Annotated in this window: 10 protein-coding genes; 2 read left to right on the top strand and 8 right to left on the bottom strand. The window is 61.0% G+C overall.

Annotated elements, in window-relative coordinates:
* Nucleotides 1–260: 260 nt before the first annotated feature.
* The gene (gene nifJ / locus PH256_RS12615; protein WP_087184707.1) at nucleotides 261–3,809 is read right to left on the bottom strand and encodes a pyruvate:ferredoxin (flavodoxin) oxidoreductase; all 3,549 of its coding nucleotides are present in this window, start codon (nucleotides 3,807–3,809) and stop codon (nucleotides 261–263) included.
* 349 nt (nucleotides 3,810–4,158) lie between these two features.
* Between nifJ and PH256_RS12610 the strand changes: the two genes are divergently transcribed.
* Nucleotides 4,159–5,151, top strand: coding sequence for a hemolysin family protein (locus PH256_RS12610; protein ID WP_087184706.1), 993 nt, complete (start codon nucleotides 4,159–4,161; stop codon nucleotides 5,149–5,151).
* 3 nt (nucleotides 5,152–5,154) lie between these two features.
* Nucleotides 5,155–5,700 (top strand): NUDIX hydrolase, encoded by a 546-nt coding sequence (locus PH256_RS12605; protein ID WP_087184705.1) that lies wholly within the window; start codon nucleotides 5,155–5,157, stop codon nucleotides 5,698–5,700.
* A gap of 73 nt (nucleotides 5,701–5,773) precedes the next feature.
* Here the strand turns inward: PH256_RS12605 and PH256_RS12600 are convergent, their stop codons facing one another.
* The 7 genes from PH256_RS12600 to gyrA form a co-directional block, all read right to left on the bottom strand.
* Nucleotides 5,774–7,030: a hypothetical protein gene (locus PH256_RS12600; RefSeq protein WP_270914466.1), complete on the bottom strand. Its 1,257-nt coding sequence runs from the start codon at nucleotides 7,028–7,030 to the stop codon at nucleotides 5,774–5,776.
* Between the two features lie 23 nt (nucleotides 7,031–7,053).
* Complete coding sequence (locus PH256_RS12595) at nucleotides 7,054–8,247, bottom strand: hypothetical protein (protein WP_270914465.1); 1,194 nt, start codon at nucleotides 8,245–8,247, stop codon at nucleotides 7,054–7,056.
* A 212-nt stretch (nucleotides 8,248–8,459) separates the two neighbouring features.
* Nucleotides 8,460–10,250 (bottom strand): DUF4153 domain-containing protein, encoded by a 1,791-nt coding sequence (locus PH256_RS12590; RefSeq protein WP_270914464.1) that lies wholly within the window; start codon nucleotides 10,248–10,250, stop codon nucleotides 8,460–8,462.
* 3 nt (nucleotides 10,251–10,253) lie between these two features.
* Nucleotides 10,254–10,634 carry a hypothetical protein gene (locus tag PH256_RS12585; protein WP_270914463.1) on the bottom strand — a complete coding sequence of 127 codons (381 nt, stop codon included), beginning with the start codon at nucleotides 10,632–10,634 and terminating at the stop codon, nucleotides 10,254–10,256.
* A 29-nt stretch (nucleotides 10,635–10,663) separates the two neighbouring features.
* The gene (locus tag PH256_RS12580) at nucleotides 10,664–10,879 is read right to left on the bottom strand and encodes a helix-turn-helix domain-containing protein (protein WP_270914462.1); all 216 of its coding nucleotides are present in this window, start codon (nucleotides 10,877–10,879) and stop codon (nucleotides 10,664–10,666) included.
* Between the two features lie 16 nt (nucleotides 10,880–10,895).
* Nucleotides 10,896–11,363 (bottom strand): DUF2975 domain-containing protein, encoded by a 468-nt coding sequence (locus tag PH256_RS12575; protein ID WP_087184699.1) that lies wholly within the window; start codon nucleotides 11,361–11,363, stop codon nucleotides 10,896–10,898.
* Nucleotides 11,364–11,621: 258 nt separating this feature from the next.
* Nucleotides 11,622–14,177, bottom strand: a complete 2,556-nt coding sequence (gyrA, locus tag PH256_RS12570; protein ID WP_270914461.1) for a DNA gyrase subunit A — start codon at nucleotides 14,175–14,177, stop codon at nucleotides 11,622–11,624.
* Nucleotides 14,178–14,188: the final 11 nt, after the last annotated feature.

The raw sequence follows: 14,188 nt of genomic DNA, 5'->3' as shown, positions 1-14,188 counted from the left end.
TTCGAGCCGGCGCGGAAACAGGCTGGAAGCCCCCGGCGCCGGATAAAACAAAAACGGCTTTTTTCACAACAACGCTTTGCTCAAACGCTTTGCTCAAAAAGCCGTTATCTTTTCCTACTTTTATTATAGCCGAAACCGGGCCAAAAGGCAAAAATTCTTTTGTAAAAAGATGGGAAAAGCAACAAAAAGCGCCCCCGCACTGTGCGCACAGTGCGGGGGCGCAGGTTCAGCATATCATGCCGTGACCCTTGCGGGGAGGATTACTCCTCGGTGGAGTACAGCTTAACCAGCTTCTGCAGGTAAGCGTAGCGCTCCTTCGCCTTCTTGTCGGCCAGGTCGAACAGCTCTTCAGCACGCTCGGGGAAGGCCAGCTTCAGGCGGCTGTAACGGGTCTCGCCGGAGATGAACTCCTTGTAATCCGCAGTAGCGGGCTTGGAGTCCAGGGTGAAGGGGTTCTTGCCTTCGGCCTTCTTGCGAGGATCGAAGCGGAACATATTCCAGTAGCCAGCAGCCACGGCCTTCTTCATCTCGGCCTGGCAGTTGGTCATACCGCCCTTAACACCGTGCATCTCACAGGGAGCGTAGCCGATGACCAGAGAAGGACCATGGTAGCTCTCGGCCTCAGTCAGAGCCTTGATGGTCTGGTTCATGTCGGCGCCCATGGCGATCTGAGCAACGTAAACGTAGCCGTAGCTCATAGCGATCTCGCTCAGGCTCTTCTTGCCGATGGCCTTACCGGCGGCTGCGAACTGAGCAACCTGACCGATCTGGCTGGCCTTGGAAGCCTGTCCGCCGGTGTTGGAGTAAACCTCGGTGTCGAAGACCATTACGTTGACGTCCTCACCGGAAGCCAGCACGTGGTCCAGACCGCCGAAGCCGATGTCGTAAGCCCAGCCGTCACCGCCGAAGATCCATACGCTCTTCTTGGAGAGGTAGTTCTTCTTGGGCAGGATCTCCTTGCTGTACTGGCAATCGGCGTCAGCCTCCAGCAGAGCAACCAGCTTCTTGGTGGCTTCGGCGTTAGCCTTGCCGTCCTCGTAGGTGGCGAAGTACTCTTCGATGGCAGCCTTCTTGTCAGCGTTGGTGGTAGCCTCAGCCAGCTCATGCAGCTTGGCAGCCAGAGACTCACGGATCACCTTCTGGCCCAGGTACATGCCCAGACCGTGCTCGGCGTTGTCCTCGAACAGGCTGTTGGCCCAAGCGGGACCGAAGCCGGACTCCTTGTTGGTGGTGTACGGAGAGGTAGCAGCGGGGCCGCCCCAGATGGAGGAACAACCGGTAGCGTTGGAGATGTACATACGCTCGCCGAACAGCTGGGTGATCAGACGGCCGTAAGCGGTCTCAGCACAGCCTGCGCAGCTGCCGGAGAACTCCAGCAGGGGCTGGTTGAACTGGCTGCCCTTCACGGTGGTCTCAGCCATCATGCCGTCCTTCTTGCGGATGTTCTCAACACAGTAGTTGAACACATCCTGCTGAGCGGCCTGGCTCTCCTGAGGCACCATGGTCAGAGCCTTGGTGGGAGCGGGGCAGACGTTTACGCAAACGCCGCAGCCCATGCAGTCCAGAGGAGAAACGGTCATGGCGAACTTGTAGTTCTCGCAGCCCTTGCCGGTCATCTTCTTGCTCTTCAGAGCCTCGGGAGCGTTAGCAACTTCCTCGTCGGTCAGAGCGAAGGGACGGATGGTGGCATGGGGGCAAACGTAAGCACACTGGTTGCACTGGATGCAGTTGTCGGGATTCCACTCGGGAACCATCACGGCAACACCGCGCTTCTCGTAAGCGGCAGCGCCCTGAGCGAACTGGCCGTCCACGTAATCCACGAAAGCGGAAACAGGCAGGCTGTCACCGTCCATCTTGGCAACGGGCTCCATGATGTTCTTAACCATCTTCACGGTGTCGGCGTTGCCGGTCAGCTGAACGTCGCTGGCCTCGTCCACAGCGTTGGCCCAGTCAGCGGGAACCTCAACCTTGTGGTAAGCGTCGAAGCCGGCGTCGATGGCCTTCCAGTTCATCTCAACGATGGCCTGGCCCTTCTTGGCGAAGGTCTTCTCAGCGGCCTGCTTCATGTACTTGATAGCATCCTCGCGGGGCAGAACACCGGCCAGAGCGAAGAAGGCAGACTGCAGGATGGTGTTGGTGCGCTTGCCCAGACCGATCTCAACAGCCTTGTCGATGGCGTTGATGGTGTACAGCTGGATGTTGTTGTTGGCAATGTAGCGCTTGGACTCAGCGGGCATATGATGAGCCAGCTCTTCGTCGCTCCACTGGCAGTTGATCATGAATACGCCGCCGGGCTTTACGTCCTGAACCATCTTGTAGCCCTTAACAACGTAGCTGGGGTTGTGGCAGGCCACGAAGTCAGCCTTGTTGATGTAGTAGGGGCTCTTGATGGGCTTGTCGCCGAAGCGCAGGTGGCTGATGGTCACGCCGCCGGTCTTCTTGGAGTCGTACTGGAAGTAAGCCTGGATGTACTTGTCGGTGTGGTCACCGATGATCTTGGTGCTGTTCTTGTTCGCACCAACGGTGCCGTCGCCGCCCAGACCCCAGAACTTGCACTCCTTGGTGCCTTCTGCAGCGGTGTTGGGAGCGGGCTTCTCTTCCAGGCTCAGGTTGGTCACGTCGTCCACGATGCCCAGAGTGAAGCGGGCCTTGGGAGCGTCCTTAGCCAGCTCGTCGTATACGGCGAACACGCTGGAAGGAGGAGTATCCTTGGAACCCAGACCGTAACGGCCGCCCACAACGGTAGCGGTGTTGCCAGCCTCACGCAGAGCAGCAACAACATCCAGGTACAGGGGCTCGCCCAGGCTGCCGGGCTCCTTGGTGCGATCCAGCACAGCGATCTTCTTCGCGGTAGCGGGGATGGCAGCCAGCAGCTTCTCAGCAACGAAGGGACGGTACAGGCGAACCTTTACCAGGCCGACCTTCTCGCCCTTGGCGGTCAGGTAATCGATAACTTCCTCGGCCACGTCGCAGATGGAGCCCATGGCTACGATCACGCGCTCGGCATCGGGAGCACCGTAGTAGTTGAACAGCTGGTAATCGGTGCCCAGCTTCTCGTTGACCTTGGCCATGTACTTCTCAACCACAGCGGGCAGAGCGTCGTAGTACTTGTTGCAGGCCTCACGATGCTGGAAGAAGATGTCGCCGTTCTCGTGAGAACCGCGCATGGAGGGATGCTCGGGGTTCAGAGCGTGAGCGCGGAACTCGTTGATGGCGTCCCAGTTGACCATCTCAGCCAGATCGGCGTAGTCCCACTTCTCGATCTTCTGGATCTCGTGGGAGGTACGGAAGCCGTCGAAGAAGTTGATGAAGGGAACGCGGCCCTCGATGGCAGCCAGGTGGGCTACAGCGGCCAGGTCCATAACTTCCTGAGGATTGGTCTCGGCCAGCATGGCGAAACCGGTCTGACGGCAGGCGTAAACGTCGCTGTGATCACCAAAGATGTTCAGAGCGTGGCTGGCCACACAACGGGCAGACACGTGGAACACGCTGGGCAGCAGCTCGCCGGCGATCTTGTACATGTTGGGGATCATCAGCAGCAGGCCCTGAGAAGCGGTGAAGGTGGTGGTCATAGCACCGGCAGCCAGGCTGCCGTGTACGGCACCGGCGGCGCCGGCCTCGGACTGCATCTCCATTACCTTAACCTGGGTACCGAAGATGTTCTTGCGGCCGGCAGCGGACCACTGGTCCACGTAGTCGGCCATGGGGCTAGACGGGGTGATGGGGTAGATAGCAGCAACTTCGCTGAACGCATACGCTACGTGAGCGGCAGCGGTGTTGCCATCCATAGACTGTTTTGCTCTAGGCATTTTTCTTCCTCCATAACAATTCAGTATTTAACGTCCTGGCCCCGGGGATCGGGGGAATGGGCGCTATTACTTAACTATATTCTAGCAAATCAAAATGGCAAAGTAAACTATTTTCGGGCAGCTTTTTCGGTCAGATTCGGTTTTTATCCTTGCGTTTTCGGCCCCCGGTGCGGGGCGTTTCGTCCAATTTTTTACAAAAGCTTCATTCGGCCCCGGCCGGGTCTCGTTGACAAGGGGTTTTGATTGCTTTAATATGGTAATTGACCGGTCTGCGCGCCCTCTTGCGCGGGCCGGAAAAACCGGGCCGCGGCCCTTTGGAGCGCCGCCCCGAAAAAAGGAGTTTTGAACGATGGATACCCCGGGTGTTTTTCCCGGCTTTTCCAGCCTCGCCGCCCTTTTGGTGTGCTGCGCGGTGGGGCTTTTGCTGCTGGCCGCCGGGCTTTTGGGCGGCTGGGCTGCCGCTAAAAAAGAGATGCGGCTGCCCGGCTGGCTCTCCCGCCTGCTGGCCCCCGCCGGGCTGGGCAACGACGAAACCGTGACCGAGGAGGATCTGTTCGAGCTGGTGGACGACGCGGACGAACAGGACCTGATCGACACCGCCCAGAAAACCATGATCACCAACATCTTCGATTTGTCCGATGTAACCGCCGGTGATGTGATGACCCACCGCACCGATGTGAATGCGGTGAACGAGCACGCCTCCTGCCGGGAGGCGGTGGAGCTGGCCCTTTCCACCGGCAACAGCCGTCTGCCGGTGTACCGCAAGAGCATGGACAATGTGACCGGCATTCTGTACGTGAAGGACCTGCTGCGCCTGTTCGACGACCCCGGCGTGCTGGAACGTCAGGTGAGTGAATTTGCCCGCAAAGCCATGTATGTGCCGGAGAGCCGCCCCGCCGGTGAGCTGATGATGGACTTCAAAAAGCAGCACACCATGATCGCCATCGTGGTGGACGAATACGGCGGCACCGCCGGACTCGTGACCATGGAGGACATTCTGGAGGAGATCGTGGGCGACATCCAGGACGAGTACGACACCGAAGAGGCCGAGCTGACCGCCTGCGAGGGTGGTTTTCTGGCGGACGGTGCGCTGGATCTGGAGGACGTGTTCGAGGCCTTCGGCATGGAATGCCCCGAACGCACCGACGAGGAGGAATTCGACACAGTGGGCGGCCTGATCGCCGACCGCCTGGGCCGCATTCCGGAGAATGGCGAGCAGGCCAGCGTCCAGTGGGGCGGGCTGTGCTTCACCTGCCTGGAGGTACGGGAGCGTCGTATCCAGCGGGTGCGCTGCACCCGGGTGGAATCCCCCGACACTGAAAACGAGGAAAAGGAGCGTTGAACCGTGGCACATTTTGAGAAAACCCTGAACAGCGACACCCGGTTTGAGGGCCGGGTCTTCACCCTGACAGTGGACACCGTGGAGCTGGAAAACGGCCGCACCTCCACCCGCGAGGTGGTGCACCACAACGGCGGCGCCTGCATCGCCGCTCTGACTGAGAACGATGAGGTCTATCTGGTCCGGCAGTTCCGCTACCCCTTCGGGCAGGAGCTGTGGGAGCTGCCCGCCGGCAAGCTGGAAAAGGGTGAGGACCCCTTTGAAGCCGCCAAGCGGGAACTGGGTGAGGAATGCGGCCTGACCGCCGAGCACTTTGTGGATCTGGGCCCTGTGTATCCCACCGTGGGCTACTGCACCGAGATCATCTACTGCTGGGCCGCCACCGGCCTGACCCCCTGCGGCATGCATCTGGATGAAGATGAATTCCTCACCCCGGAAAAGGTGCCCTTTGACCGGGCCGTGGAGATGGTGCTCTCCGGCGAAATCCGGGACAGCAAGACCGCCATCGCCCTGCTTAAGATCAAGGCCCTGCGGGATGCAGGCCGGATGTAAGCCTTTGCTCGTTTTATTTTCTTGCAAACAAAACCGCCGTTTCGGGCATTCCGAAACGGCGGTTTTTTCGTTTTCACATAATGGCCTGCCCCTGCATGTAAAGCGCCCCATAGGCAAAGAGCGCCATCGCGCTCAGCCCGCCAAGCGCAGCCCGCAGCCAGATCGGCCGGATGCGCGCCAGCAGGAAAAACACCGGCAGGCAGCTTAGCAGATAGCGGGGTCCGCTGATCATCCAGCCTGCCAGGTAGGTCATGCCCAGATAGGCCCCACCCCAGATGAGCCACTCGGTGCGCGCACCGGTAAACAGCCCCCAGAAAAGCAGTGCCAGCACCGCAAAATAGAGCACCACCTGCGGCCAGTAGATGAAGCTTGCCAGGCCCGGATACTGCAGCGCCATATTCCAGTGCTGAGTCAGATTTTCGCCGATCCATTTGGTGGTCTGGTACCAGGGCGGCGCGGCCTGAAATTCCAGAAAGGCGAACCAGTCGCCGAATAACAACCGGTTGCAGGCAAGATAGCCGCCCCAGCCCGCCGGAATCAGCAAAAGGCCCAGGCTTTTTGGGCCCTGGCGGCCGGTCTGGCGGGCTCGCAGCCAGAGCCAGAGCACCGGCAGCAGCAGCACCATGCCCTGGGTACGGCAGAGGGCCGCAAGGCCGCCCAGCAGCCCGGCCCAGCCCCAGCGCCCGGTGAGCGCCAGCCGCATGCAGCCCAAGCAGAGCAGCAGAAACAGGCTTTCGGTATAAACGCCCATGCTGAAAAAGGCGAATGGATACACCGCCAGAAAGCCCACTGCCCAGACAGCCCGGGTCCGGGGCAGCCAGCGCCCGGCCAGGCTCAGGGCCACAGCGCCGCAGCCGCCCCAGCACAGCTGGCTGACCAGAATGCCCGCCAGCTCAAAATTGCCCCCGGCGAACAGACTCATCAGCCGGATGCACAGCGGATAGAGAGGATAGAAGACGATCCATTTTGCATCCTCGCCGGAAGGCACATAGCCGTTCTGCGCAATGAACAGATAGTGCGGGCTGTCGCCCGCCTGGGTGAACCGCTGCCAGAAATGGGTCAGAAAGGCACCAAATCCGCCGCTCTGGTTCAGGGTGAGCCAGGCAAAAAACAGCACCGCCCACTGCACCGCCAGCACCGCGCAGAAGGCGGCGGCGTAGTCCCGCCGGGAAAAACGGGCGGGTCCCTGCAGCGGCTCCTCCCGCCGGAACACCTGCCAGTCCGGCAGCGGCACGGGCAGCCAGCCCAGCAGCGCCAGACAGCGCACCGCCAGAATCAAAACAAAGGCGATCATTCCGCCGCCGCCCAGCCAGCCAATCACCTGCGCCATTGCATCCTCCTTGCCGCGCGGGCTTATGCGTTCAGCATGTACACCGCGCCATAGAAATTAAACAGAATCGCCGCCAGCAAAAGCCCCCGGGCGGCGGGCCCGGCCTCCCAGTTTCGCCGGGCAAAAAACAGCAGACAGAAGGGGAAGGGGTCCACCAGATACCGGGCCCCGAACTGCCAGCCGCCCAGTGTGCGGTGCAGGCACAGCACCACCACCGTGAGCAGGTAACATCCCACCAGAATACCGTCCGCATAATCCAGCCGCCTGTTCCGCAGCCCGGCCACCAGCGCCAGCAGCCAGAGCAGCAGCAGAGGATTGGCCACAATTGGCAGAAAGCCGTTGAAGGTGGGGAAGGAAAGATCCAGCGTTTCGGTGAGCAGCACCGGGCGCAGCAGATTTTTCAGGTTGGGCCAGAGATAGGCCAGGCTGAACTGGCCGTTTTCCTCCCGCATGAATTCCGGCAGAAAGTTGTGACCGAACTCCAGCGGATTGCCGAAGCGCGCCCAGTTGTACCACCCCAGGGCAAGCGCCACCAGGGCGGGCAGCACGCTCACCGCCGCCAGATGCTTCCACCGCCCCTTGCGCACCGCCCCCCACACCGGGCGCAGAAACAGCACCACCGCCAGAAACGCGGAAAAGGGCCGGCAGCCTACCGCCAGCGCCAGCAGGAAAAAGGCGGGCAGCTCCCGCCCGGCCAGCCAGAAAAAACAGCCCCAGACACAGAAGGCCAGCGCCAGCAGCTGGGCCAGCATCCAAACGCCGCCGCTGGTGCTCAGCCAGAAGGTGTTGCTGCCCAGACTCACAAACAACGAAAAGAAGACACAGGTTTCCGGACTTTTGCCGCTCTGCCAGAAGAGCAGGTAGACCCCCGCCGCCGCGGCCAGACCGTACAGCGCCGCGATCAGATTGGAGGGCACAGCCCCGCCCCACAGCGCCCAGGGCAGAGCCAGCACCGAGGGAACCGGCGGAAAAGAGAGATAATACTCCTCGTTGAATATCGCAAGTTCCAACCATGGGTATTGCTCGCCGTTTTGGATGGCCATGCTGCCCTCCAGCCAGTTTTGGGCCTGAAGGAGATAGCTGTCGTAGGGATTCTGCGCCAGCAGCGTTCCGCCCGCCAGCGAATGGAACAGCAGAATGGCAAAGCCGAACAGAGTCAGCGACCCGGCCAGAGCGGCCAGATGCGCCCGGGTAAATGTGGGTTTGGATGCGGGCAAGCGTCTCCCTCCTTCGCTTTTTGCCTTTTTTCGGGATTTTTAATTACTTTGCGTATTATATATCACATTTATACAAATCTCCATGCTGTACAAAGCAATGTCCGCCTTTGATTATACCCGGTCACCGGAATCCGGTCAAAGCCTTTTCCTCTGCCGGACACAGAAAAATGCCTTTCCGATGGCTCACTCCATCGGAAAGGCATTTTGTTGTTTCACTTCATTTCGTTGCTCGTCAGCTCCAGCGCAGTGACCGTTTCGCCGCTCTCATCCAGCGTCATGGTCAGGGTACCGATATCTTCTGACGATTTGCCGGATACCCGGAACCATACCTGCCGGTTGCCCTGTTCGTCCCGGGCGTAATGCAGCTCGTCCCTCTCCGAATAGCCTGAGATGGCATACCTCACATCCTCCGGTGCTTCATCCATGCCCCAGCCTGCCCGGAGCAGGTCATCGGCCAGCTCATACTCGCTGAGGCCCGCCCCCTGCTGGTGCAGCGTCCAGGGGTCCAGCTGATGAATCGTACCGTTTTGGTACAGTGCCAGATTCACCCGGTAGGCAAGAGCCTGGGGCTGGCACAGGCACAGCGCCAGGAACAGCCCCGCCGCCGCAAAGGTGCCCAGGCGAATCCAGTCCAGGCCACGGAACACCGCCAGCAGTGCCAGCACGCTGACCACCGCCAGCACCAGCATGAACCAGCTGGAAAGAATGCGCTTTTCGGTGAGCCCGAAGCGGGTCACATACAGCCCCATCTTGGAGGCCCCCACCAGCACGAACAGCAGATTCGATGCCATCAGGGCAGCGGTGAGGCCCCGCAGCAGCGGGCGCTGCTGGGGCTTGCCCTTGCACAGCACATTGACCGCCAGCAGCAGCCCGAAGTTGAGCATCGCCACCGCGCACAGCTCGAAGAAGCCCCGCCGTGCATATTCCGCGGCGGTGAACCCGGCGGGAAGCCGGTCGAAAAAGGCGCCGAACAGGTAGCCCGCCTGCACCACGAAGAAGAGCAGATACAGCCCGCAGAAAGCAAGCAAACCCAGAGTCATGGCACTTTGGGGCAGGCAGCGCTGCTTATCCAGCGCCGCCAGCCAGCGGCTCTGCCGCTCCGGGTCCGGCTTCTGACGCAGCACGCTGCCCAGCGCCCCGTAAAGATAGGCCCCCACCGGCAGCGAGCCCACAAACATCAGCAGGCGGCCCGCCACCCATTCCGGCACCGTGAGCAGCTTGGCAAAGCGTTCCAGCAGCGAGGCAAAGCCCGCGTCCGCCCCGGCCAGCAGCATGAGCGCCAGCACAAAGAGGGGAACCAGCAGGCAAAGAGCCAAACAGGCGCCCACCAGGTCCCGCTTTTTGTTCTGCCGTGCCGCCCGCACCCTGGCCCAGAGCTTTTTAAAGGCGTACCACATCACCTGAATGCGCAAAAAGAACCAGCAGAAGGGACGGCCCAGAAGGCAGAGCGCCGCGTCCAGCGGGGCAAAGCAGCCGGTGCGCCCGCCGCCGGTGAGCAGGCCTGCCCGGCAGACCAGCCAGTACATGGCCGCCAGATGCAGGGCCAGAACCTGCCAGCCGTAGTAGCCGTATTCGTAGTCATTCCAGTAGCCCGCGCCGTAAAGCAGGGGACGGACGATCAGCAGGTTTGCCAGCAGCAGGACGGAAAAGCCCAGCCACCACCAGCTCTCCGCCGGTGCCTTACGGCCCGCCTGGCGCAGGAAGAATTCCGCCCCGCCGAAAAACAGCGCGCAGAACACCCCAAGCGCCACCGGATTCATGCTGCCCACGTACCATTCGGCAAAGGGCAGAACCGGACCGCCCAGCACCAGGCCGCAGAAATAAAACCAGCCCAACAGATAGCTGTAGAGCGCCGCGCCCAGCTGCAGCCAGGTCACTTTAAACGGCTGAGCCGCTTTTGCTGTGTAGAGGGGCTGCGCACCGGCGGCCGGGTCAGCCGCCTGGCTGTTCGGCATACCGGTTTGCGGCATCGCCCCGTTCTCCAAACGAATCCGTTCTTCCATGGATCATCCCTCCTGTTTCCGGCCGTTGCTTTTCCGGGGGTTGTTTTCCGGCAGAAGCTGGGCCTGCTGCACCTCGGGCCGGGTTTCCAAAATTGCCGCTGTGACGCCGTTCACCAGCAGCACCGCCAGCAGCAGCGTCCCGGAAACCATCTGTCCAGCGGGCTGGGTATCCAGCAGAGCGCTGAAATTCTGAATCTCCACCAGATATCGGGTATAGGCAATCCAGCCGTAAAGGCTGATGGCGCAGGCGGCCAGACTGAGCGCCATACACCAGTGCCAGCGCCTGCCTTTGCGGGCCAGCAGCACACCGCCCAGCGGCGGGAGTGCCAGCGCCGCCAACCCCAGGAAAATACTCATCAGATTCCACCATTCCGGATGCAGCATCCAGACTCCCTCCTTTGTTTCGCCTTGTTTTATTGATTTTCGTCCGGCACGTATTCCAGCAGGTCCGCCGGCTGGCAGTCCAGCGCCTTGCACAGCGCCTCCAGCGTGGAGAAGCGCACCGCCTTGGCCTTGTTGTTTTTCAGAATAGACAGGTTGGCCGGGGTGATGCCCACCCGCTCGGCCAGCTCGCCCGCGCTGATCTTGCGCTTTGCCATCATCACATCCAGATTGATCACAATCGGCATTGCCTTCTTCGCCTCCTCACACCGTCAGATCCAGCTCGTCCTTCATCTCGCAGGCCTGCCGGAACACGTTCTGCACGATGCGCAGAATCAACGCCATAAAGGCCGCTGCCACCATCACCATCAGGTAGGGCAGGTAATAGAGGGCACTGGCCAGACAGATGGCCGCCACCGCCCAGCAGCAGCGGCTGAGCACGGCCAGACAGGTCACGTTCTGCTCCACGAACACCTGGCCCTCATCCAGATTGGCCAGCAGCCGGTACAGCCGGTAGAGCGCGAAATAAGCCGGAATGCTGGCGGCATAAATGGTGAGGAGAAACAGCGCCTGCCAGGGCAGGTCGGCCGTCAGCCGGTAGCGGGTCCAGCTCAAAAACCATTCCACCAGCCAGTAGGCCGCCACATCCACGCCCACCAGCACTCCGAGAAAAATCTTTACCAGCAGCTGGGAGATGGCCAGACTACCCACGGCATCGTTTTGCTGTTTCATATCCCGTATTCCTCCGTTTCGCCCGGCTGCTACACGCCGCCGGGCTTGTTTTATTGGTACCACTCTACCACAGACTTTATCGATTTTCAAGTGTTTTTTATCGTTTTTCGATATTTTTTAATTGTTTTTCAAAATCTCAATGTTCCATGTGGAACATGTTTTTTTCTTATTTGGGCATTTTCTGCAAAAAAACACCCTGTTTGCGCTTGAACGAAAACAGGGTGTTTTTCAAATTCGATTCAGGCGAAAGGGAAGGGCTTATTCTTCCTCGTCGTCCGCTGCAACGGGTTCCTCCGCCTGGGCAGCTTCCTCAGCGGCCAGTGCGGCCAGCTCTTCCTCGCTCAGGGCTTCCTCCGGCTCATTCTCCGGTTTTTCCACCTCAGCATCGTCGGAATGTTCGGTGCGGGCCACGGTGACCACACGGTCGCCCTCGCCCAGACGCATCACGCGCACGCCGCTGCCATAGCGGCTCTGGATGTTGATGTCCGCCGCGTGCATGCGGATGATGATGCCCTCCTGGCTGATGAGGATGATGTCGTCCTCTTCCTCCAGCACCTTGATGCCGGCAACCTCGCCCTTGCCGTAGTTGCGGATGCCCTTACCGCCGCGGCTCTGCAGGCGGTAGTCATCAATGCGGCTGCGGCGGCCCTTGCCGTTCTCGGTCACGGTGAACACGGTGGCGCCGGGATGCACCACGCCAACGCCCACCACGTAGTCGCCCTCGGCCAGACGGATGGCGCGCACGCCATGGCCCAGACGGCCCATACTGCGGGCGTCCTGCTCGTTGAAGCGGATGGCCAGACCATCGTGGGTGGCCACGATCAGCTCGTCCTCACCGGTGGTGATCTGGGTCCAGGCCAGGCTGTCGCCCTCGTACATGCTCACCGCCAGCAGACCGCTCTTGCGGATGTTGGCGTAGGCCTCGATGGGAGTACGCTTGATGACGCCCTGACGGGTGACCATAACCAGATAACCCTCGGCGTTTTCGGCGGGCATGCGCAGCATGCTGGTGACCTTCTCGCCGTTCTGCAGGGGCAGCAGGTTTACGATGTTGGTACCGCGGGAAGTGCGGCTGCCCTCGTAGATCTGGTAGCCCTTCAGCCGATAGACGCGGCCCTGATCGGTCACAAACAGCACGAAGTCGTGGGTGGAACCGATGAACAGCTCCTCCACAAAGTCTTCGTCCTTGTGGGACAGACCGGAGATACCGCGGCCTCCCCGCTTCTGCACCTGGTAGGTGTCCTGGGGCTGGCGCTTGATGTAGCCCTCGTGGGTGAGGGTGAAGACGCACTGCTCCACCGGGATCAGATCCTCGATGTCCACCTCGCCGGACACATGCGCGATCTCGGTGCGGCGGTCGTCGCCGTATTTCTCCTTGAGAACGGTCAGCTCCTCTTTCACGATGGCATAGACCTTCTCATCGCTGGCCAGGATGGAACGCCACTCGGCAATGTTGCCCTGCAGCTCGGCCAGCTCGCTCTCAATCTTCAGAATCTCCAGACCAGCCAGCTGTCCCAGACGGAAGGCACAGATGGCGGCAGCCTGCAGCTCATCGAAGCCGAACCGCTCCATGATGGCCACGCGGGCTTCCGCCTGGCCGCCCTTGCAGGCGCGGATGGTGGCGATGATCTCGTCCACGATGTCGGTGGCCCGCTTCAAGCCTTCCAGGATGTGGGCGCGTTCCTCGGCCTTCTTCAGATCGAAGGCGGTGCGACGGCGCACGACCTGGGCCTGGAACGCAACATAGCGCTCCAGCATGGTTTTCAGGGTCATGGTCTTGGGCACGCCGCCGTCCAGGGCCAGCAGGTGCACCCCCACGGTGTCCTGCAGCTGGGTATAGCGGTACAGCTGGTTCAGCACCACCTGAGGGTTTGCGTCCTTTTTCAGCTCGATAACGATCCGCATGCCGTGGCGGTTGGACTCGTCGTTCAGGTCGCTGATGCCCTCGATGCGCTTTTCCTTCACCAGGTCCGCGATGTTCTCGATCAGGCGGGCCTTGTTGACCATGTAGGGGATCTCGGTGACGATGATCTGGAACCGGCCGTTCTTCTTCTCCTCGATCTCGGCGCGGCCGCGCAGGGTGATCTTGCCGCGGCCGGTGGCGTAAGCCGCGCGGATGCCGCTGCGGCCCATGATGATGCCGCCGGTGGGGAAGTCGGGGCCCTTGATGTGCTCCATCAGGCCGGCCAGGTCGATGTCCGGATCGTCGATCAGGGCCACCGCGCCCTCGATGACCTCGGTCAGGTTATGGGGCGGGATGTTGGTGGCCATGCCCACGGCGATACCGGTGGAGCCGTTGACCAGCAGGTTGGGGAACCGGCTGGGCAGCACGGTGGGCTCCTTCTTGGTCTCGTCAAAGTTCAGGCCGAAGTCCACGGTGTCCTTCTCGATGTCAGTGAGCAGGTCCACGGCCATCTTGCTCATGCGGGCCTCGGTGTATCGGTAGGCAGCCGGGGGGTCGCCGTCCACACTGCCGAAGTTACCCTGGCCATCCACCAGAGGATAGCGCATGGAGAAGTCCTGCGCCAGACGGACCATGGCGTCGTAAACCGACGCGTCGCCGTGGGGGTGGTAGGAGCCCAGCACGGCACCCACGGTGTCCGCGCTCTTGCGGTAGGGGTGGCTGGGGTCATTGCCGCGCTCGTACATGGTATACAGGATGCGGCGGTGCACCGGCTTCAGGCCGTCGCGCACATCCGGCAGAGCGCGGGATACGATAACGGACATGGAATAGTCCAGAAAGGCCCGTTCGATCTCGTCTTTTACGTCCCGGACGATGAGATGCGTGCCCGGGGTTACGCTGTTTTCGATCATAGTTTCCGTTT

Source organism: Allofournierella sp. CML151 (assembly GCF_027853465.1).
Lineage (GTDB): Bacteria > Bacillota > Clostridia > Oscillospirales > Ruminococcaceae > Allofournierella.
Note: the sequence above shows the minus strand (reverse complement) of the source record. Positions and strands in the feature narration are given on the sequence as shown.

Excerpts from the sequence above, each read along its gene's own strand:
- nifJ (WP_087184707.1), bottom strand. The coding sequence starts at position 3,809 with ATGCCTAGAGCAAAACAGTCTATGGATGGCAACACCGCTGCCGCTCAC.
- PH256_RS12610 (WP_087184706.1), top strand. The coding sequence starts at position 4,159 with ATGGATACCCCGGGTGTTTTTCCCGGCTTTTCCAGCCTCGCCGCCCTT.
- PH256_RS12600 (WP_270914466.1), bottom strand. The coding sequence starts at position 7,030 with ATGGCGCAGGTGATTGGCTGGCTGGGCGGCGGCGGAATGATCGCCTTT.
- PH256_RS12590 (WP_270914464.1), bottom strand. The coding sequence starts at position 10,250 with ATGGAAGAACGGATTCGTTTGGAGAACGGGGCGATGCCGCAAACCGGT.
- PH256_RS12585 (WP_270914463.1), bottom strand. The coding sequence starts at position 10,634 with ATGCTGCATCCGGAATGGTGGAATCTGATGAGTATTTTCCTGGGGTTG.
- PH256_RS12580 (WP_270914462.1), bottom strand. The coding sequence starts at position 10,879 with ATGCCGATTGTGATCAATCTGGATGTGATGATGGCAAAGCGCAAGATC.
- PH256_RS12575 (WP_087184699.1), bottom strand. The coding sequence starts at position 11,363 with ATGAAACAGCAAAACGATGCCGTGGGTAGTCTGGCCATCTCCCAGCTG.
- gyrA (WP_270914461.1), bottom strand. The coding sequence starts at position 14,177 with ATGATCGAAAACAGCGTAACCCCGGGCACGCATCTCATCGTCCGGGAC.